The sequence below is a fragment of the Streptomyces sp. NPDC047515 genome (assembly GCF_040643055.1).
In the GTDB taxonomy this organism is placed as follows: Bacteria; Actinomycetota; Actinomycetes; order Streptomycetales; family Streptomycetaceae; genus Streptomyces.
The window spans coordinates 112,447-129,270 of record NZ_JBEYTM010000008.1 but is presented as its reverse complement, the minus strand read 5'-3'; the positions used below and the strand labels follow the sequence as shown (position 1 = coordinate 129,270).

Sequence of the window (16,824 nt, the reverse complement as noted above, 5' to 3'; positions counted from 1 at the left end):
GGTGGGCGGCCTCCGGGGCCGGGGACTCGGCCGTTCGCTCAGCGGCGCACCTTCCGGGTCGCCCGCAGCCACTCCTTGTTCATGGCGGAGATCGACGGCAGCGGAATGCCCTTCGGACAGGCCGTGGCGCACTCCCCGGTGAGCGTGCAGCCTCCGAAGCCCTCGCTGTCCATCTGTCCGACCATGTCGAGGACGCGGGTCTCGCGCTCGGGAGCGCCCTGCGGCAGGACGTTGAGATGGTTGATCTTCGCCGAGGTGAAAAGCATCGCCGAGCCGTTGGGGCAGGCCGCGACACAGGCGCCGCAGCCGATGCACTCGGCGTGCTCGAAGGCGAAGTCGGCGTCCGGCTTGGGCACCGGGGTGGCATGTGCCTCGGGGGCGGTGCCGGTCGGGGCGGAGATGTATCCGCCCGCCTGGATGATCCGGTCGAAGGCCGAGCGGTCCACGACCAGGTCCTTGACGACCGGGAAGGCCGAGGCGCGCCACGGTTCGATGTCGATCGTGTCGCCGTCCTCGAAGGACCGCATGTGGAGCTGGCATGTGGTGGTGCGTTCCGGGCCGTGGGCGTCGCCGTTGATGACGAGGCTGCAGGCTCCGCAGATGCCCTCGCGGCAGTCGTGGTCGAAGGCGACGGGGTCGTCGCCGGCGAGGATGAGTTCCTCGTTGAGGGTGTCGAGCATTTCCAGGAACGACATGTCCTGCGAGATGCCGTCCACCTCGTAGGTGGACATGGCGCCGGGGGCGTCGGCGCTCTTCTGGCGCCAGACGCGCAGGGTGAGCTTCATGCGTAGCTCCGCTGGGTGGGGTGTACGTAGTCGAAGACGAGGTCTTCCTTGTGCAGGACGGGGGCCTCGCCGGTGCCGGAGAACTCCCAGGCCGCGGCGTAGGAGAACTCCTCGTCCCGGCGGGCGGCTTCGCCGTCCGGGGTCTGCGACTCCTCACGGAAGTGGCCTCCGCAGGACTCGGCGCGGTGCAGGGCGTCGAGGCACATGAGCTCGGCGAGCTCCAGGTAGTCCACGATGCGGTTGGCCTTCTCCAGCGACTGGTTGAACTCGTCGCCGGTGCCGGGCACCTTGATGCGACGCCAGAACTCCTCGCGGATCCGCGGGATCCGGTCGAGTGCCGTGCGCAGCCCCTCCTCGGTGCGGGCCATTCCGCAGTACTCCCACATGAGTTCACCGATCTCCCGGTGGAAGGAGTCGGGGGTGCGGTCGCCGTCGACGGAGAGCAGCAGGTTCAGCCGGTCCTCGGTGTCCGCGACGACCTCTTCGACGGCGGGGTGCGAGGCGCCGACCTCGTCGTGGTGGGGATTGCGGGCCAGGTAGTCGTTGATGGTCGACGGCAGGACGAAGTAGCCGTCCGCCAGGCCCTGCATCAGCGCGGAGGCGCCGAGCCGGTTGGCGCCGTGGTCGGAGAAGTTGGCCTCGCCGATCGCGAACAGGCCCGGGATCGTGGTCTGGAGGTCGTAGTCGACCCAGAGTCCGCCCATCGTGTAGTGCACGGCGGGGTAGATCCGCATCGGGGTCTCGTACGGGTTCTCCGCGGTGATCCGCGCGTACATGTCGAAGAGGTTGCCGTACTTCTCCTCGACCTCGGCCCGGCCCATCCGCTGGATGGCTTCGGCGAAGTCCAGGTAGACGCCCTGTCCGCCGGGGCCGACGCCGCGTCCCTCGTCGCAGACGTTCTTCGCGGCGCGGGAGGCGATGTCCCGGGGGACGAGGTTGCCGAAGGCGGGGTAGATGCGCTCCAGGTAGTAGTCGCGCTCCTGCTCGGGGATCTCGTTCGCGGGGCGGTTGTCGCCCTTGGCCTTCGGCACCCAGATCCGGCCGTCGTTGCGCAGCGACTCGCTCATCAGGGTCAGCTTGGACTGGTGGTCGCCGGTGCGCGGGATGCAGGTGGGGTGGATCTGGGTGAAGCAGGGGTTGGCGAAATAGGCGCCGCGGCGGTGGGCGCGCCAGACGGCGGTGGCGTTGGAGTTCATGGCGTTCGTCGACAGATAGAAGACGTTGCCGTAGCCGCCGCTGGCCAGCACGACCGCGTCGGCGAAGTAGGTGTCGATCTTCCCGGTGACCAGGTCGCGGGCGACGATGCCGCGGGCCTTGCCGTCGACGATGATCAGGTCGAGCATCTCGGTGCGGGCGTGCAGTTCGACGTTGCCCGCGGCGATCTGCCGGGACAGCGCCTGGTAGGCGCCGAGGAGGAGCTGCTGCCCCGTCTGGCCGCGGGCGTAGAAGGTGCGGGAGACCTGGACGCCGCCGAAGGACCGGTTGTCGAGGAGGCCGCCGTACTCGCGGGCGAAGGGGACGCCCTGGGCGACGCACTGGTCGATGATCTCCACGGAGATCTGGGCGAGCCGGTGCACATTGGACTCACGGGCCCGGAAGTCGCCGCCCTTGACCGTGTCGTAGAAGAGCCGGTGGATCGAGTCACCGTCGTTGCGGTAGTTCTTCGCGGCGTTGATACCGCCCTGCGCGGCGACCGAGTGGGCGCGGCGGGGCGAGTCCTGGAAGCAGAACTGGACGACGTGGTAGCCCTGTTCGGCCAGCGTCGCGCCGGCCGAACCACCGGCCAGGCCGGTGCCGACGACGATGACGGTGTGCTTGCGGCGGTTGGCCGGGTTGACCAGCTTGGCCTGGAAGCGGCGGGTGTCCCAGCGTTCGGCGACGGGGCCTTCGGGGGCCTTGGTGTCGACGACGGGCGCGCCCGTGCGGTAGTGCGTGTAGTCGGTCATGTCAGCTCACGACTCCGGTCATGACGGCGACGGGTACGGAGATGAAGCCCACCGTCAGCACCAGTGCGAGGACGTTGGCGATGGTCTTGAGGACGCGCTCACGGGTTGCCCGGCCCGCGCCCAGGGTCTGTGCGGCGCTCCAGAATCCGTGCTGCACATGGAGTCCGAGGGCGAGCATGGCGACGATGTAGATCGTGTTGCCGTACCAGGTGGAGAAGGTGTCGACGACGTTCTGGTACGGGTGCCCGGACTGGAACCCGCCGGAGTGCACGGTGCCCGTCGTCAGGTCGAGGATGTGCCAGACGATGAACAGGGCGAGGATGATCCCGCCCCAGCGCATGGTCCGGGTGGCATAGCCGGCGCGCGGCTTCTTGTGGACGTACTTGGCGGGGCGCGCCCTGATGTCGCGGCGGCTCAGCTGGTACGCGGAGACGGCGTGCAGCACCACGGCGAGGACGAGCACCACGCGGACGATCCACAGGGCCCACTCGTAGTGCAGGAAGGGCTCCCCCATGGTCCGCAGCCAGTGCGCGTAATGGTTGAACTCGCCGGACCCGAAGAAGATCTTCAGGTTGCCGAGCATGTGGACGACCAAGTAGAGGAGCATGATCAGGCCACTCACGGCCATGATCATCTTCTTGCCGACGGATGAGTCCCAGAGCGTACGCGTCATGGACGGCCGTCGGTCCGTCCGTGTTGCCAATGCCATGGACACGACGCTAGGGCCGAAGGACCCCATCAGTCCAAGACATGGTGCAGCTCATGTTCATAGGCTCTCGCTATCGATGCCCGTAAGGAATTGATCACGGGGTGGTCGTGCTTCTTGGCGGCGTGTTACCAGGTACTCGGCGCGCTCGTACGACAGCCGACCGTGGCCGGTGTGAGGCAGAGGCCGACGCCTGGAGGGTGCGAGGCCATGTAGCCGCAACGGTTGACCCTGACGCAGGGGCAACCTCTCAGCATGGTGGGCACGACTACGAGAACCAGTGCGATCGAGGTCGCCGGGCTACGCAAGTCGTACGGCGACCACGAGGTAGTCGCCGGAGTCGACCTGGCCGTCCCCGCAGGCACCGTCTACGCCCTGCTCGGACCCAACGGGGCCGGCAAGACCACCACAGTCCGGATCCTGTCCACATTGCTCCCCGCAGACGCCGGTGAGGCTCGGGTCGCCGGGTACGACATACGCCGCAAGGCAGACCAGGTGCGTGCGTCGATCGGAGTGACCGGGCAGTTCTCCGCCGTGGACGAGTTACTGACCGGGCGGGAAAATCTGCGGCTGATGGCCGACCTCGGTCACCTCGACCGGCGCCGTGCGGAGAGCGTGGTAGAGCAACTGCTGGAGCGGTTCCACCTGGCTGATGCCGCCGACCGGCGCACGGTGACGTACTCCGGCGGTATGAAGCGGCGGCTGGACCTGGCAATGACCCTGGTGGCAGGGCCGCGGCTGATCTTTCTCGACGAGCCGACCACCGGCCTCGACCCGCGCAGCCGCCGTGACCTGTGGGGGATCGTGCGGGAGCTGGTGGCCGACGGGGTCACCGTCGTCCTCACCACCCAGTACCTGGAGGAGGCCGACCAGCTCGCCGACCGGATCGGTGTGCTCGACGGGGGCCGGCTGGTCGCCGAGGGCACCGCGGCCGAGCTGAAGCGGCTGGTTCCCGGCGGTCATGTCGAGCTTCAGGCCGCCGACAGTGAACGGCTGGCCGAGTTGGCGCGCCAGTTCCCCGAGGCGAACCCGAACGCCGCGGCGCTCACCCTGACCCTGCCGCACGACGGCAGCCTGACCACGCTGCGACGGCTGTTGGCCGAGATCGACGACGACGCGGTCACGGGGCTCGCCGTGCACACCGCGGACCTGGATGACGTGTTCCTGGCTCTCACCGGCCACTCCACCGCCGACGCGCCTCCCGAGGAGGTGCCGGCATGAATACCGCAAGGTATGCCGTCCGCGATTCGGCGACCATGCTGCGCCGCAACCTGAAGCACATGGCCCGGCACCCGTCGCAGACGCTGATGCTGATCGGCCTGCCGCTGCTGTTCCTGCTGCTGTTCGTCTACGTCTTCGGCGGCACCATGGGCGCCGGTCTGCCCGGAGCCCCGACGGGGGACCGCGGCGACTACCTGACGTTCATCACTCCCGGGATCTTGCTGATGGCGGTGGCAAGCGTGTCCATCAGCACCGCGGTCTCGGTCGCCACAGACATGACAGGCGGGATCATCGACCGGTTCCGAACCATGGCCATCGCCAAGGTCTCGGTGCTCACCGGCCACGTGCTGGGCGCGATGGTCCAGACTGCGCTGGCACTCGCAACGGTCTTCGGCGTGGCGTTCCTGCTCGGTTTGGAGACCGCCGCCTCGGCGATGCAGTGGTTGGACCTGATCGGTCTGTTCGCGCTGCTGTCGTTCGTGATGACCTGGTTCACCGTGGCGCTGGGGCTGGCCAGCCCGAACCCGGAGGCCGCGAGCAACTGGCCGATGATCTTCTTGATGCTGCCGTTCGTGGGCAGCGGGTTCGTGCCGGTCGAGTCGATGCCGACCGGGCTGCGGTGGTTCGCCGAGTACCAGCCGTTCACGCCGATCATGGACGCTTTCCGCGGTCTGCTGGCCGGATCGCCCGATGGTTCGGACGTGCTCTGGTCCATCGGCTGGTGTGTGGTGATCGGGCTGGTCGGCTACCTCTGGTCGCGGCGTCTCTACCGGACCCGGGCTGCGAACTAGGAGACTGGTCTGATGCTGACTATCGGCGAGCTGGCGTCGTATACCGGAGTGACGGTGCGCGCGGTGCGGCACTATCACGCCAAGGGGCTGCTGCCGGAGCCGGAGCGGGACCACTCCGGCTATCGGAGGTATGGCGCCGGCGCCGTAGTCGAGTTGGTCAAGATCCGGACCCTCGCCGAGGCCAGGGTCCCTCTGGCGCGCATGCGGGAGCTGCTGCAGGCCGACGAGGAGGAGTTCACCGCGGCAGTCGCAGATATCGACAAGCGGCTGCGGGCGGAGATCCGGGAGCGGCAGCGACACCGCGAGCGGATCGCCCGCCTCGCCGCCGGGGACAGCCTGGCACTGCCCCAGGAGGTGGTCGAGTACCTTGACCGGCTGCGGGCGCTCGGGGTCGACGAACGGATTGTCCAGGTCGAGCGCGACGGCTGGATCCCGCTGGCCGCGCGCTCACCCGAGCAAGTCCCGGAGTGGATGGCACGCAAGCGGGAGCAGATCGCCGACCCGCAGATCATCGACTTCTATCTCACCCTGAGCAAAGCTCTCGACCGCACCGACGACGACCCACGGCTGGTCGAACTGGCCGACAAGTTGGCCGCCTACATCACGCAGATGGCCAACGAGCAGGGCGAGTTCTACGTCGACGACACCGGCATCGAGCCGCCGTTCGCCGAGCTGCTGGATACACATGTGTTCGACACCCTGCCGCCGACCCGTCGGCTGATCGAGCTGCTGACGAAGCGAGGCTGGACCGGCTGGACCAAGCTTGAGCGCGTGAACCCAACACGGGGTGCGGCCGGAACACAGTAGGAAGACGCTGCGGTGCGGCGTTCCTGGCGGATCGGCCTCGATGCCGCACGCAGCAAACTGGCGGCCCTCGGCCGGAGGGCTCCGGCCGACGGCCGACCCCAACTGGTCGACCTCGGCATGCCCGTCTTCACCGGCTGGATGATCTCGATACTTATTTAGGCTGCGTGTATGCAATTCCAGCAGCTGATGTATTTCGTGGCCGTGGCGGAGACGCGCCATTTCACCCGTGCCGCCGAGGAGGTGCACGTCTCCCAGCCCTCGCTCTCCCAGCAGATCAGGGCGCTGGAGAACGAGCTGGGGGCGGAGCTCTTCAGCCGGGCCCGCGGCAACATCACCCTCACCGACGCGGGCGAGGCCCTGCTGCCGCTGGCCCGCCGCATCCTCGCGGACGCCGACACCGCACGCCACGAGGTGCAGGAGCTGGCGCAGTTGCGCCGGGGCCGGGTCAGGCTCGGCGCGACGCCCAGCCTCTGCACGGGCCTCCTGCCCGACGTGCTGCGCGCCTTCCATGACCGACACCCGGGGATCCAGCTGCTGCTGGAGGAGGGCGGCTCGCTGGACCTCGTACGGGAGCTGGCGCGCGGCGCACTCGATCTCGCCCTGGTCGTGCTGCCGCTGCCCGCCGCCTCCCCCGCGCTCACCACGGTCGAGCTGCTCCAGGAGGACCTGGTCGTGGTGTCCTCGGCGCGTGCGCCACGGCCCGGCCGGGGCGGGAGCGTGCGGATCGCCGATCTCCAGGGTGCATCACTGGTGATGTTCCGGCACGGCTACGACCTGCGCGAACTGACGGTCGCCGCTTGTCGCGCGGAGGGCTTCGAGCCGTCGTTCACGGTGGAGGGCGGGGAGATGGACGCGGTGCTCGGCTTCGTCCGGGCCGGGCTCGGGATCGCGGTGGTCCCCAGCATGATCGCCGTCCGGGCCGGCCACGACCTGCGGACCACACCGCTGGCCCGGCCGGGCCTGCGGCGCACGATCGCACTCGCGCACCGCAGCGATGTGGCCCCGCCGCGCGCGGCACGCGAGCTGCAGAAGGTGCTGCTCGCCAGCCGGACGGGCTGATCCGGCCCGTCCGGCCTTCGAGAACCGCGCCGACGCCCTCCGGCGTCCCTCACGCCGCGTCGGCCAGCAGCAGCGAGTGGATCCGGTCGGGCGCTCCGGGACGGGCGTAGTACCACCCCTGCGCCGTGTCGCATCCCAGATCCCGCAGCTGCTCCGCCTGGGCCCTGGTCTCCACGCCCTCGACCGTGACCGCGAGGTCCAGGCTGTGCGCCAGCGAGACGATTCCCTCGACGATCTTCATGTCGACCGGGTCCACCGGATGCTGCTGCATGCCCTGGGTGAAGGAACGGTCCAGCTTGAGCACGCTCACCGGGAGCCGGCGCAGGTTGGCCAGGTTCGAGTACCCGGTGCCGAAGTCGTCGAGCGCTATGTCGACGCCCATCTCGGACAGTTGCCGCAGCGGCTTGAGCAGATCGTCGTCCGCACCGATGAGCGCGGACTCGGTGACCTCCAGGCACAGCGCCCCGGGGTCGAGCCCCGACCGCTCCAGGACGTCGACGGTCTCGGCGACCAGCCCCGGGTGGTGCAGCTGGGTCGGCGAGAGGTTGACGTTGATCCGCAGCGGACCGCCGTCGCTGTGCCGCTCCTGCCAGAAATTGGCCTGACGCACGGATTCCTCCAGTACCCAGCGGCCGAGCGGCACGATCAGCCCGGTGTGCTCGGCGAGCGGGATGAACCGGTCGGGACCGAGCACTCCGTGCTGCGGGTGGCACCAGCGCACCAGCGCCTCCGCGCCGTGCACCGAACCGTCGCCCAGATGCACCAGGGGCTGGTACTCGATGAAGAACTCACCGCGCTCCAGAGCCGCCGGCAGTGCGGTGGTCAGCCCGTGCCGGGTGATGGCGCGGGCGTCCGCCTCGGCGTCGGCGAGCTCGAAGCGGTTGCCGCCCGCCGACTTGGCCCGGTACATCGTGATGTCGGCGCTGCGCAGCACCTCGGCGGCGCTGCGTTCACCGGCGGGCCCTTCGACGACCCCGATGGAGCCGCGTACGGTCAGCTCACGGCCTTCCAGGCGGATCGGGGTGCTGAGCACGCCGAGGATCCGGCAGGCCAGCTCGTCGACCTCCGTCCGGGTGTCGGGGCCCGTGGTCAGGGCCACGAACTCGTCGCCGCCGAGCCGCGCCACCATCTCGCCGGGCGCGGTCGCACAGCTCTGCAGCCGGTCGGCGACCTCGACCAGCAGCCGGTCGCCCGACGCGTGACCGAGGCTGTCGTTGATGGCCTTGAAGCCGTCGAGGTCGAGGTAACACAGGCCGAAGCGGCTGCCGTCGTCGGCTGAGAGCGCTTTCTCCAGCCGCTCGAAGAACAGCGTCCTGTTGGGCAGGCCGGTGAGAGCGTCGTGGGTGGCCTCGTACCGAAGCCGCAGGTTGAGCAGCCGACGCTCCGTGGTGTCCTCCAACAGCGCCAGTTGGTACTCCGGTCTGCCCTCGGCGTCGCGCAGCAGAGACACCGTCAGATTGGTCCACAGGACCGTGCCGTCGTTGCGGTAGTACGGCTTCTCGACCCGGTAGTGCTCGCGCTCGCCGCGGACCAGCTCGTTGTAGTACTTCCAGACCTGCGGCGAGTCCTCCGGGTGGACCCACTCGTTGACCTTGTGGCTGCGCACATGGTGCTCCAGCCCGCCGAACATCCGGGTCAGGGTGTCGTTGACCTCCAGGACATTGCCGTCCAGGTCGGCTATCCCGATGCCGACGGCCGCGTCCTTGAAGACGGCGCGGAAGCGTGCCTCCGTGGCGTGCAGGGCCTGCTCGGCATTCGAGCGGGCGGTGAGTGCCGAGCGGGCGATGGCCTCCTGTTCGGCGAGTGTCCGCTCGCGCAGTGCCTGGGTGAAGCCGCCCGCGAGGGCGTGCTGCATCCGGGCACAGCGGGCTCTGCCGTCCTCGGTCGACAGCAGCGTCTCGCCGTTGCCGCCGCAGTAGAGCACGAGGTACGAGTCGACCACGCCGAGCGTGCTGCTGAGCGCGTCCGGATCCGTGCAGTGCGCGGCGACGAGGGCGGCGCCCACCTCGCTCGCGGGAGCCGCGTCGAAGGGCCGCGCGTGCAGGATGTCGCTGAGCGCACGGGCCAGCGGCAGCAGATGCTGTTCGAACTCCGGGCGCGTCATGGAGGTCGCCGTCGACGGGAAGATGGCCCGGCTCCAGATCGTGGCGAATCTCCGGAGCCGGTCCTCGGGGCCGTCGGGCTCCGTGTCGGGCGCTCCGGACGCTTGGGCGGGAATGCTCACGCCTTGCGTCCCACTCCTGCGAAGCCCGAGAAGGCGAATGGGTCCTCTTGCTCCGGCGCCATAGGGGTGTCGGGGCGCCAGTTCGGCATCGACACGAGTCCGGGCTCGACCATCTCGTGCCCCTCGAAGAATCGGCTGATCTCGTCGCGCGAACGCATGATCAGGGGGTTGCGGATGTCCTTGTAGACGCCGACCGTGCCGCCCGCCTCCTCCTGGGGGAGCGGAATCCCCTCGTACGATGCGTGGGTGATGACGATGAGGCTGCCGGGGGCGAGTGCCTCGCGCAGTTCGGTGAGCGCGCTCCGCGGGTCGTCGGAGTCCTCGATGAAGTGCAGTACGGCGACGAGGAGCAGAGCCACCGGACGCTTCAGGTCCAGCAGTTCGGAGATCTCCGGGTTCTTCACGATCTCCTGCGGGCGGCGCAGATCCGCGGCGGCGATCACCGCCCGGTCGTTTCCTTCGAGTACGGCCTGGCTGTGCGCGACCGCGACGGGGTCGTGATCGACATATGCCACCCGGGCCTCAGGGTCGGCCGCCTGCGCGACTTCGTGCACATTGCCGAAAGTCGGTATTCCGGAGCCGATGTCCAGAAACTGGGTGACGCCCTCGCTCACCGCATAACGCACGGCCCTGCGCATAAAGGCGCGATTCGCCTGCATGATCTTGGGGAGTCCCGGCATGAACTCCATCGCCTTGCGAGCCGCTTCCCGGTCCACCTCGAAATTGTGCGATCCGCCCAGATAGAAGTCGTACATGCGAGACACGCTCGGCACTGTGATGTCAATGCCTTGCGGTGCCCAGGCGGGACGCTCCATCGATGTCTCCAACAAGTCGCCACGGCGATCCGGCCATGTTCATGGTCAGTGTTGTCCAGAGGCTACTGATCGACCGCCAAGAGAGCGAGCGGAAACGGAAATTAGCCGTCCGTTATTGGTCACACACCAGTGGCATGTGCGATCGACCTGTCGCTACGTGTGACATTCGGCGACGAACCGGCCGCACAGAGGTACTTCGGGATACTCGGGGGGCACTCGCAGTTCCGCGCCGGGGGGCACCACGTACCATGTGCTGCCGACGCCTTGGCCGTTGGTGTCCTCCCCGACTTCACCTCGGCGGTGAAGGTACGGACCTGACAGCAGTGGATGGCTTGCCGTTCACCTCCGCCGGGCCGATTGAAAGCGGCAAAACCCTTGGTGATGACGCCTTTGACATCATTCATCGCCCATGGGCGACGACAGGGCACTTCCGTCGGCGGGAACCCGTGCGGACCGAGTTCATCGACTGCGCCACATCCTTCTTGAAGCGATAGGCCGTCCTGCCGCGCTCGGGGCCCCGCGAGTTCACCGGGTTCGGCGCCGGCCGGCCCTCGACGTTCACCGCGGCCTTCCCGTCGTCCGACGCGGACATGAACCGGCGGTCGCCCACCTGCTGCCCCTGGACATCGCCGGCCCGGCGCCGCGCCTCCCCTCGCCCCGACCGCACCGCCACCGTGAGCGCGAGGAGGGCCTCCGGCGCCCTCATGCGCGAGACATTCCGCCAGCGGTACGCGACAACTCCCCTTCGCCCCGGCCCGATTACGACGTGCAGTCGCTCATCAACAGCCCCGGGCACGGCTGGTGCCCCGCTTTGTTCAACACGTTCCCAGAGTTTCCTTGAGCCGCAAACATCCGGCGCTCCATGTCCCCACCATCAGGGGAATCCGGTCCGCCCCCGGCGTGTGCCGCTACGGGCCGGAACATGCTCCCCGTCGTGTACGGATCACTCATAGGACGGCTCGCGGCGGCCGTCGTACTCCTCTGGCTGCTGAGCGCCCCGGCGCCCGCGGTGGCGGACAACTGCGCGTACGCCTCCATCGGGCAGGACGGCGGGAGTTCGGCGGTCGCCGTGTCGGGCTACGGTCACTGTCACGCGGGCCCGGCGCCCAAGCCGACCCCACCGCCGAAACCGGCGCCGCCACCCCCGCCACCGCCGCCGCCCCCACCTCCTCCGCCACCGCCACCGCCGCCGCCGACCCACGCGCCGCCGCCACCGGAACCGGAGCCTGTGCCACCGCCCCCTCCGCCCTCACCCTCACCCTCGCCCTCCCCCTCCGCACGCTCCACACCCCCCGCGCCCCGGCCCGTGGCGCTCCCCACCTACCGCAAGCCGCCACGCAAGGTCCCGCGCCGCGGCACCTCCCTGGTCACCCTCACCCTCATGATCACGGCCCCCGCGGTCTTCGCCGTCGCCGTGCTGCGTCCCCGCTCCCGATGACCTTCGGAGAAACCCATGTCGGAATGGCTTGTTCTCGCCCTCGCCATGATCGCGGCCAGTGCCGTCGTCCTGACCACCGCCGTACTCAGCAACCGCCGGATCGCGGACGATGACGACCCGTCCGAGACACCTGACGTCATCGAGTACATGACGATGATGATCGGCGTGGTCTACGCGATCGTGCTGGGCCTCGCCATCGCGGGCGTCTGGGAGGGCCGCAGCGCGGCCCAGGAGTACGTACGCCAGGAGGCCCAGGCCCTGCACGAGGTGAAGGCCCGCTCCGCCGTCTACCCGGCCGAGGTGCGCACGCGCATCCGCACCGATGTCGACGCCTACGTCCGTCACGTCCTCCACGACGAGTGGCGGTCCATGTCGGACCACGGCACCCTCACCGACGAGGGGGCCCGGCTCCTCGGCCGGGTTCGTGCCGACGTCACCGACTACCGGCCGAGGAACGACCACGAGGGGCAGGCATATCAGCCACTGGTCGATGAGGTGGCCGCGGCCGACGACGCGCGCAGCGGACGTGGCCAGAGCGCCGGTGCGACCATGCCGGGCGTGGTCTGGTTCGGACTGATCACCGGGGCGCTGGTGACCATCGGGCTGATCTTCACACTGCAGATCCGCAGAACCTTCCGCGAACTGCTGCTGGCCGGCCTCTTCAGCGTCCTGATCGCCTTTCTGCTCTTCCTGATCTGGGACTTCGACTCCCCCTTCGGCCGGGGCATCTCGGCCACCTCGGCACCGTTCCTCGATCTGTTTCCCGGCGCGGCGGGCGGATAGCCGTCCGCCGAAAGCCGAAGTGCGGGCGATGCGCCGCTCGGGCGAAGCCGGTGCCCCGAGCGGCGCACTCGGATCGACGGAGGAAAGTGCGACTTCTAGCGTTTGGCCCGTCGAGGTGCATTTCTGACGCTCTGTGGAAATCCGTTCCGCAACTGCTCCTCGGGGACCGGAGGGTTCACCCATGCGCGTAATAGGTGTCGCACCCGTCGCCCTGCTCGGCGCCGCCGCACTCGTCCCGACCGTCGCGGCCGCGTCCGCGTACGCCGCGACGTCGACAGGCGCGTCCTCCGCGACCGGATACACCGTCACTCCGTCGGTGATCGCGCCGGGGAGCCAGGTCGTCCTGGCCGCCCGGGGGTGCTCCACAACCGCCACTGCCGGCTCCGGAGTGTTCGACACGGTCACCATCCCCAGAGGCGGAACCGCCGCGGCCACCGTCGACCGGGACGCACGACCTGGCACCGCCTACGAAGTGACGTTCATCTGCAACACGTCACCGGACTCCACGGCGAAGGTCGGCCTCACGGTCGGCAAGGCCTCCGGCGCACCCACCCCCGGCGCTCCGGTCGCTCCGGCCGGTGTGCAGGGCCCGCTCGGTGACGGCGTCGACAGGACGAGAGCCGCGGAGGTCGCCGCCGGAACGGCGCTGGCGGTGGTCACGGCCACCGCTGCCATCCACGTGGTGCGCCTGCGCAAGGGGAGCCGCCCGCACTGAGAGCAGGGCAGTGCGGCCCGATATGCCCGTCGCCCCGGGTCCTGTCGACAGGATCCGGGGCGACGGGCGTATCGGATCGGCGCCACCCGTTCGCCCTTCCCCGATCGCCGCCCGGCCTCCTCGCACCTAGCGTTCCAAGCGTCGCGACGAAGGGAGAACCATGGACCGGGACAGCCGGCGAGACGTACGGACCAGACCGTCACCGTGGGGTGCCGTCGCCCTGCTGGTGCTCACCGGCCTGGCGCTGGCGCAGAACGGCGCGGACTTCTCGCTGGGCCCTCCCCGGCTGGCCGCCGCGGCCGAGTCCCGTCCGTCGGCCCCGGAACGGCCCGTGGGGGACCGCGCCCTGACGCCGCGCCCGGCGACTCAGTCCGCCGGCCGCGCGCTCACCGGCGCTGCGGCACCGTGATCCGGTAGCCGTCGTCGAGCAGTTCGGGGAGGTACCGCCGCAGCGCGGACACGCTCTGCGAACGGTTGCCTCCCGCGTCGTGCGACAGCACGACGACTCCAGGTGCCGCCCCCTCCCGGACCCTGCGGACGATCGTGCGGGCACCCGGTTCGGTCCAGTCCAGCGTGTCGACGGTCCAGGCCATCGGCTCCATCCCCATCTCGGCGCCGATCTCGAAGGAATTCCGGTTCCACGCTCCGTACGGCGCCCGGAACCAGAGGGGCGCAGCACCGGTGATCTTCTCGATCACCTCGCTGGTGCGGCCCATCTCGTCGTGGGTGTCGGCCCGGGAGAGCTTGGTGATCAGAGGATGCGTCCAGGTGTGGTTGCCGATGGTGTGACCGTCGGCGGCGATCGCCCGCACCAGGTCCTGGTTGTCGTGGGCCGTCTCCCCGCAGAGGAAGAACATCGCTCGGACATCGTGTTCGCGCAGGGTGGCGAGGATGTGCGGGGTGTAGAGCGGGTCGGGGCCGTCGTCGAAGGTGAGCACCATGGCGTGCCCGATCTCGGACAACTTCTCGAAGGGCCTGGTGCGGACGGGGGGCGCCGCCGGCCGGAAGCGGGGCGGGGCGCCTGCGGTCATCGGCCGGAGCCGGTAGGCGGAGGGCCGCGCACGGGGGGTGGAGGGGGGTCCCGCGGCACCCGCCGCGAGCGGTGCGGAGGTCCGGGACGGTGTTCCGGCCGGGTCTGCGGCGATCACACGCACGGCACCGGCCGTGCCGAGTCCGGCAGCCAGCCTCAGCAGCGTTCTGCGTCCCGGAAGCCTCTGATCATTTTTCATGACCAACTGCTCGCACGTCGGTGAGCGGGCGCCGGTCAACGACACCGGCCGTGTGGGGTTTTGTACCCAATGGAGGGATGGACTCCGGAGCAACCGGCAACCCCTTCCCAGGTCGCGCCGCATCCCGGGCCGGAACCGGCTCCGCGAGCGGATAGCCTCACTGCCGTGACTGACCAGCAGCCCCACCAGTTCGAACGTGGCACAGACGGCCCGAAAGTGATCGTCTCCGGCCTCGACGGGTCCGATTCGTCCATGCGTGCCGCGGCGTACGCGGCAGGACTCGCCCGTCGGCAGGGAGCCATGCTCGCCCTCGTCTATGTCCAGCCCGTGCTGCCCGCCGGGGCCGCGCTCGGCGCACCGGTCGCCGACACGACCGGAGAGGTCGCGGAGGGGCTGGTGAACGAGATCCGGGAAGCGACGGCGCGGATGAAGGACATATGGGATGTGCGCTGGGAGTTCCACACCTTCCGCGGTGATCCCTACAACGGGCTCGTGACGGCGGCGGACGAGCTCAAGGCCGATGCCGTCGTGGTGGGAGCGTCGGAATCGGCCGGGCACCGGTTCATCGGATCGGTGGCCATCCGGCTGGTGAAGGCGGGCCGTTGGCCCGTCACGGTAGTCCCGTAGCCGCGGCGGAACCCACGCCTCCGGCGGACGGCACGCCGTCTTTCGTCCCTGCCTCGCCTGGGCCATCATGAGCGCCCGTCAGGGACAGCCGTCAGCGGAGAGGTGACTCATGGCCAGGCTCCGAGTGGGCGAGGGTGTGCTGCGCCGCAAGCCGATCGAACAGATCGACGAGACGAGGCCGGCGGGGGATGTCACCACTCGGCTCACCAGATCGCTCGGGCTGTGGCAGCTCACGGCGATCGGCGTGGGCGGCATCATCGGCGCGGGCATCTTCACCCTCGCCGGCACGGTGGCGAACGGCACCGCGGGGCCCGCGGTCCTGCTCTCCTTCCTGATCGCGGGTGTGGCGAGCGCGGCGGCCGCGTTCAGCTACGCGGAGTTCGCGGGCCTGATCCCCAAGGCCGGTTCCGCCTACACCTATGGATACGCGGTGCTCGGCGAGCTGGTGGGCTGGTTCATCGGCTGGGACCTGCTGCTGGAGTACACGGCGATCGTCGCCGTGGTCGCGATCGGCATCTCCGGCTACTTCAGCTTTCTGCTCGGGGAGATGGGGCTCGAACTGCCGAAGTGGATGCTGGGCGCGCCCGGCACCGGGTCGGGCCATCGGGTCGACCTGTTCGCCGCGCTGCTCTGCCTGCTCGTGGCGTACCTCCTGACCCTCGGCATCAAGAACGCCGCCCGCTTCGAAACGATCGTCGTCGTTCTGAAGGTTCTGGTCGTCCTGCTGGTCATCGGCGTCGGCGTGTTCCACATCAACACCGCCAACTACCACCCGTTCTTCCCGTTCGGCGTGAGCGGCGCCTTCACCGGCGCGGCCACGGTGTTCTTCGCGGTGTTCGGGTACGACGCCATGTCGACGGCCGCCGAGGAGTCCAAGGACGCCCAGCGCCACATGCCGAAGGCGATCCTCTACTCCCTCGCCATCTCGATGGTGCTCTATGTGGCGGCGTGCCTGGTGCTCACGGGGATGCAGAGCTACAAGGACATCGACCCGGAATCCGGGTTCTCCACGGCCTTCAAGTCGGTCGGGCTCAGCGGACTCGCCAATGTGATCGCGGTGGGCGCCATCATCGGCATCCTCACCGTGATGTTCACCTTCATGCTCGGCGTGACCCGGGTGTGGTTCTCGATGAGCCGTGACGGGCTGCTGCCCAAGTGGTTCGCCAAGACCCATCCGACCCGGCACGTACCGACCCGGGTGACCTGGATCGTCGGCGCGGCTTCGGCCGTGATCGCCGGGTTCCTGCCGATCGGCGAGGCCGCCGAACTGACGAACATCGGCATTCTGCTGGCGTTCGTGGTGGTGTGCATCGCGGTGATCGTGCTGCGTTACAAGCGGCCCGACCTGCCCCGTACGTTCCGCACTCCCGGCATGCCGTTCGTGCCGGCCCTGGGCGTGGTGTTCTCGATCTGGCTGATCACCTTCCTGCAGTGGCAGACGTGGGTGCGCTTCGTGGTGTGGTTCCTGATCGGTCTGGTGATCTATTTCGGATACTCGTACCGGAAGTCGGAGATGGCGAGGACACCGGAGGCGGGAACAGGGGCGGGAACGGGGTGATCCGTCGCCCCGTGCTCCTTCGCCCCGTCCGCCGAGAGGTCGGGGCGAGGGCCGCCGGGGCCGGGTGCGACGGCCGCCCGACGCCCGTACGGCCACCGCGGCGGCCATCGCGCGGTGGCC

General features: G+C 69.3%; 17 protein-coding genes and 1 pseudogene. 11 read left to right on the top strand and 7 right to left on the bottom strand.

Annotated features, from left to right (window positions below):
* Positions 1-38 precede the first annotated feature (38 nt).
* Genes ABZ826_RS09485 through ABZ826_RS09475 form a run of 3 tightly spaced genes read right to left on the bottom strand, consistent with a single transcriptional unit; the run spans position 39 to position 3,440 of the window.
* The gene (locus tag ABZ826_RS09485) at positions 39-785 is read right to left on the bottom strand and encodes a succinate dehydrogenase/fumarate reductase iron-sulfur subunit (RefSeq protein ID WP_361444731.1); all 747 of its coding nucleotides are present in this window, start codon (positions 783-785) and stop codon (positions 39-41) included.
* Positions 782-2,731: a fumarate reductase/succinate dehydrogenase flavoprotein subunit gene (locus ABZ826_RS09480; RefSeq protein WP_361444728.1), complete on the bottom strand. Its 1,950-nt coding sequence runs from the start codon at positions 2,729-2,731 to the stop codon at positions 782-784. The genes ABZ826_RS09485 and ABZ826_RS09480 overlap by 4 nt, the downstream gene beginning before the upstream one ends.
* A 1-nt stretch (position 2,732) precedes the next feature.
* The gene (locus ABZ826_RS09475) at positions 2,733-3,440 is read right to left on the bottom strand and encodes a succinate dehydrogenase (RefSeq protein ID WP_361444725.1); all 708 of its coding nucleotides are present in this window, start codon (positions 3,438-3,440) and stop codon (positions 2,733-2,735) included.
* A gap of 252 nt (positions 3,441-3,692) precedes the next feature.
* Between ABZ826_RS09475 and ABZ826_RS09470 the strand changes: the two genes are divergently transcribed.
* The 5 genes from ABZ826_RS09470 to ABZ826_RS09450 are packed head-to-tail and all read left to right on the top strand — an operon-like array spanning position 3,693 to position 7,315.
* A complete protein-coding gene (locus ABZ826_RS09470) occupies positions 3,693-4,658 on the top strand; it encodes an ATP-binding cassette domain-containing protein (RefSeq protein ID WP_361444722.1) in 966 nt (321 codons plus the stop codon).
* Positions 4,655-5,449 carry an ABC transporter permease gene (locus ABZ826_RS09465; protein WP_361444719.1) on the top strand — a complete coding sequence of 265 codons (795 nt, stop codon included), beginning with the start codon at positions 4,655-4,657 and terminating at the stop codon, positions 5,447-5,449. Before ABZ826_RS09470 ends, ABZ826_RS09465 begins: the two co-directional genes overlap by 4 nt.
* 12 nt (positions 5,450-5,461) lie before the next feature.
* Complete coding sequence (locus ABZ826_RS09460; protein ID WP_361444716.1) at positions 5,462-6,256, top strand: MerR family transcriptional regulator; 795 nt, start codon at positions 5,462-5,464, stop codon at positions 6,254-6,256.
* Between the two features lie 12 nt (positions 6,257-6,268).
* A complete protein-coding gene (locus ABZ826_RS09455) occupies positions 6,269-6,415 on the top strand; it encodes a hypothetical protein (protein ID WP_361444713.1) in 147 nt (48 codons plus the stop codon).
* 9 nt (positions 6,416-6,424) lie between these two features.
* The gene (locus tag ABZ826_RS09450; protein WP_361444710.1) at positions 6,425-7,315 is read left to right on the top strand and encodes a LysR substrate-binding domain-containing protein; all 891 of its coding nucleotides are present in this window, start codon (positions 6,425-6,427) and stop codon (positions 7,313-7,315) included.
* A 49-nt stretch (positions 7,316-7,364) separates the two neighbouring features.
* Here ABZ826_RS09450 and ABZ826_RS09445 read toward each other — a convergent pair whose 3' ends face one another.
* The 3 genes from ABZ826_RS09445 to ABZ826_RS09435 form a co-directional block, all read right to left on the bottom strand.
* Positions 7,365-9,539, bottom strand: coding sequence for an EAL domain-containing protein (locus tag ABZ826_RS09445; protein ID WP_361444707.1), 2,175 nt, complete (start codon positions 9,537-9,539; stop codon positions 7,365-7,367).
* A complete protein-coding gene (locus ABZ826_RS09440; protein ID WP_361444704.1) occupies positions 9,536-10,354 on the bottom strand; it encodes an SAM-dependent methyltransferase in 819 nt (272 codons plus the stop codon). The genes ABZ826_RS09445 and ABZ826_RS09440 overlap by 4 nt, the downstream gene beginning before the upstream one ends.
* 400 nt (positions 10,355-10,754) lie before the next feature.
* Entirely contained in the window at positions 10,755-11,060 is a 306-nt protein-coding gene (locus ABZ826_RS09435; protein WP_361444701.1) for a hypothetical protein, read from the bottom strand.
* Positions 11,061-11,660: 600 nt separating this feature from the next.
* Between ABZ826_RS09435 and ABZ826_RS09430 the strand changes: the two genes are divergently transcribed.
* The 4 genes and pseudogenes from ABZ826_RS09430 to ABZ826_RS09415 all read left to right on the top strand — a co-directional run.
* A complete protein-coding gene (locus ABZ826_RS09430) occupies positions 11,661-11,792 on the top strand; it encodes a hypothetical protein (protein WP_351084420.1) in 132 nt (43 codons plus the stop codon).
* 15 nt (positions 11,793-11,807) lie between these two features.
* Positions 11,808-12,575, top strand: coding sequence for a hypothetical protein (locus ABZ826_RS09425; RefSeq protein ID WP_361444697.1), 768 nt, complete (start codon positions 11,808-11,810; stop codon positions 12,573-12,575).
* A 181-nt stretch (positions 12,576-12,756) separates the two neighbouring features.
* A complete protein-coding gene (locus ABZ826_RS09420; protein WP_361444694.1) occupies positions 12,757-13,290 on the top strand; it encodes a hypothetical protein in 534 nt (177 codons plus the stop codon).
* A 160-nt stretch (positions 13,291-13,450) separates the two neighbouring features.
* Positions 13,451-13,591, top strand: a pseudogene (locus ABZ826_RS09415) (class F sortase); the annotation flags it as partial.
* 85 nt (positions 13,592-13,676) lie between these two features.
* Here ABZ826_RS09415 and ABZ826_RS09410 read toward each other — a convergent pair.
* The gene (locus ABZ826_RS09410; protein WP_361444691.1) at positions 13,677-14,519 is read right to left on the bottom strand and encodes a polysaccharide deacetylase family protein; all 843 of its coding nucleotides are present in this window, start codon (positions 14,517-14,519) and stop codon (positions 13,677-13,679) included.
* A gap of 165 nt (positions 14,520-14,684) precedes the next feature.
* Here ABZ826_RS09410 and ABZ826_RS09405 point away from each other — a divergent pair, with 165 nt between their 5' ends.
* Together ABZ826_RS09405 and ABZ826_RS09400 are read left to right on the top strand one after the other, a co-directional pair.
* Positions 14,685-15,146 carry a universal stress protein gene (locus tag ABZ826_RS09405; protein WP_361444688.1) on the top strand — a complete coding sequence of 154 codons (462 nt, stop codon included), beginning with the start codon at positions 14,685-14,687 and terminating at the stop codon, positions 15,144-15,146.
* A gap of 109 nt (positions 15,147-15,255) precedes the next feature.
* Positions 15,256-16,704, top strand: coding sequence for an amino acid permease (locus tag ABZ826_RS09400; protein ID WP_361444685.1), 1,449 nt, complete (start codon positions 15,256-15,258; stop codon positions 16,702-16,704).
* Positions 16,705-16,824: the final 120 nt, after the last annotated feature.

Excerpts from the sequence above, each read along its gene's own strand:
- ABZ826_RS09485 (WP_361444731.1), bottom strand. The coding sequence starts at position 785 with ATGAAGCTCACCCTGCGCGTCTGGCGCCAGAAGAGCGCCGACGCCCCC.
- ABZ826_RS09480 (WP_361444728.1), bottom strand. The coding sequence starts at position 2,731 with ATGACCGACTACACGCACTACCGCACGGGCGCGCCCGTCGTCGACACC.
- ABZ826_RS09475 (WP_361444725.1), bottom strand. The coding sequence starts at position 3,440 with ATGGCATTGGCAACACGGACGGACCGACGGCCGTCCATGACGCGTACG.
- ABZ826_RS09470 (WP_361444722.1), top strand. The coding sequence starts at position 3,693 with ATGGTGGGCACGACTACGAGAACCAGTGCGATCGAGGTCGCCGGGCTA.
- ABZ826_RS09465 (WP_361444719.1), top strand. The coding sequence starts at position 4,655 with ATGAATACCGCAAGGTATGCCGTCCGCGATTCGGCGACCATGCTGCGC.
- ABZ826_RS09460 (WP_361444716.1), top strand. The coding sequence starts at position 5,462 with ATGCTGACTATCGGCGAGCTGGCGTCGTATACCGGAGTGACGGTGCGC.
- ABZ826_RS09450 (WP_361444710.1), top strand. The coding sequence starts at position 6,425 with ATGCAATTCCAGCAGCTGATGTATTTCGTGGCCGTGGCGGAGACGCGC.
- ABZ826_RS09440 (WP_361444704.1), bottom strand. The coding sequence starts at position 10,354 with ATGGAGCGTCCCGCCTGGGCACCGCAAGGCATTGACATCACAGTGCCG.
- ABZ826_RS09435 (WP_361444701.1), bottom strand. The coding sequence starts at position 11,060 with ATGAGGGCGCCGGAGGCCCTCCTCGCGCTCACGGTGGCGGTGCGGTCG.
- ABZ826_RS09425 (WP_361444697.1), top strand. The coding sequence starts at position 11,808 with ATGTCGGAATGGCTTGTTCTCGCCCTCGCCATGATCGCGGCCAGTGCC.
- ABZ826_RS09420 (WP_361444694.1), top strand. The coding sequence starts at position 12,757 with ATGCGCGTAATAGGTGTCGCACCCGTCGCCCTGCTCGGCGCCGCCGCA.
- ABZ826_RS09410 (WP_361444691.1), bottom strand. The coding sequence starts at position 14,519 with ATGAAAAATGATCAGAGGCTTCCGGGACGCAGAACGCTGCTGAGGCTG.
- ABZ826_RS09400 (WP_361444685.1), top strand. The coding sequence starts at position 15,256 with ATGGCCAGGCTCCGAGTGGGCGAGGGTGTGCTGCGCCGCAAGCCGATC.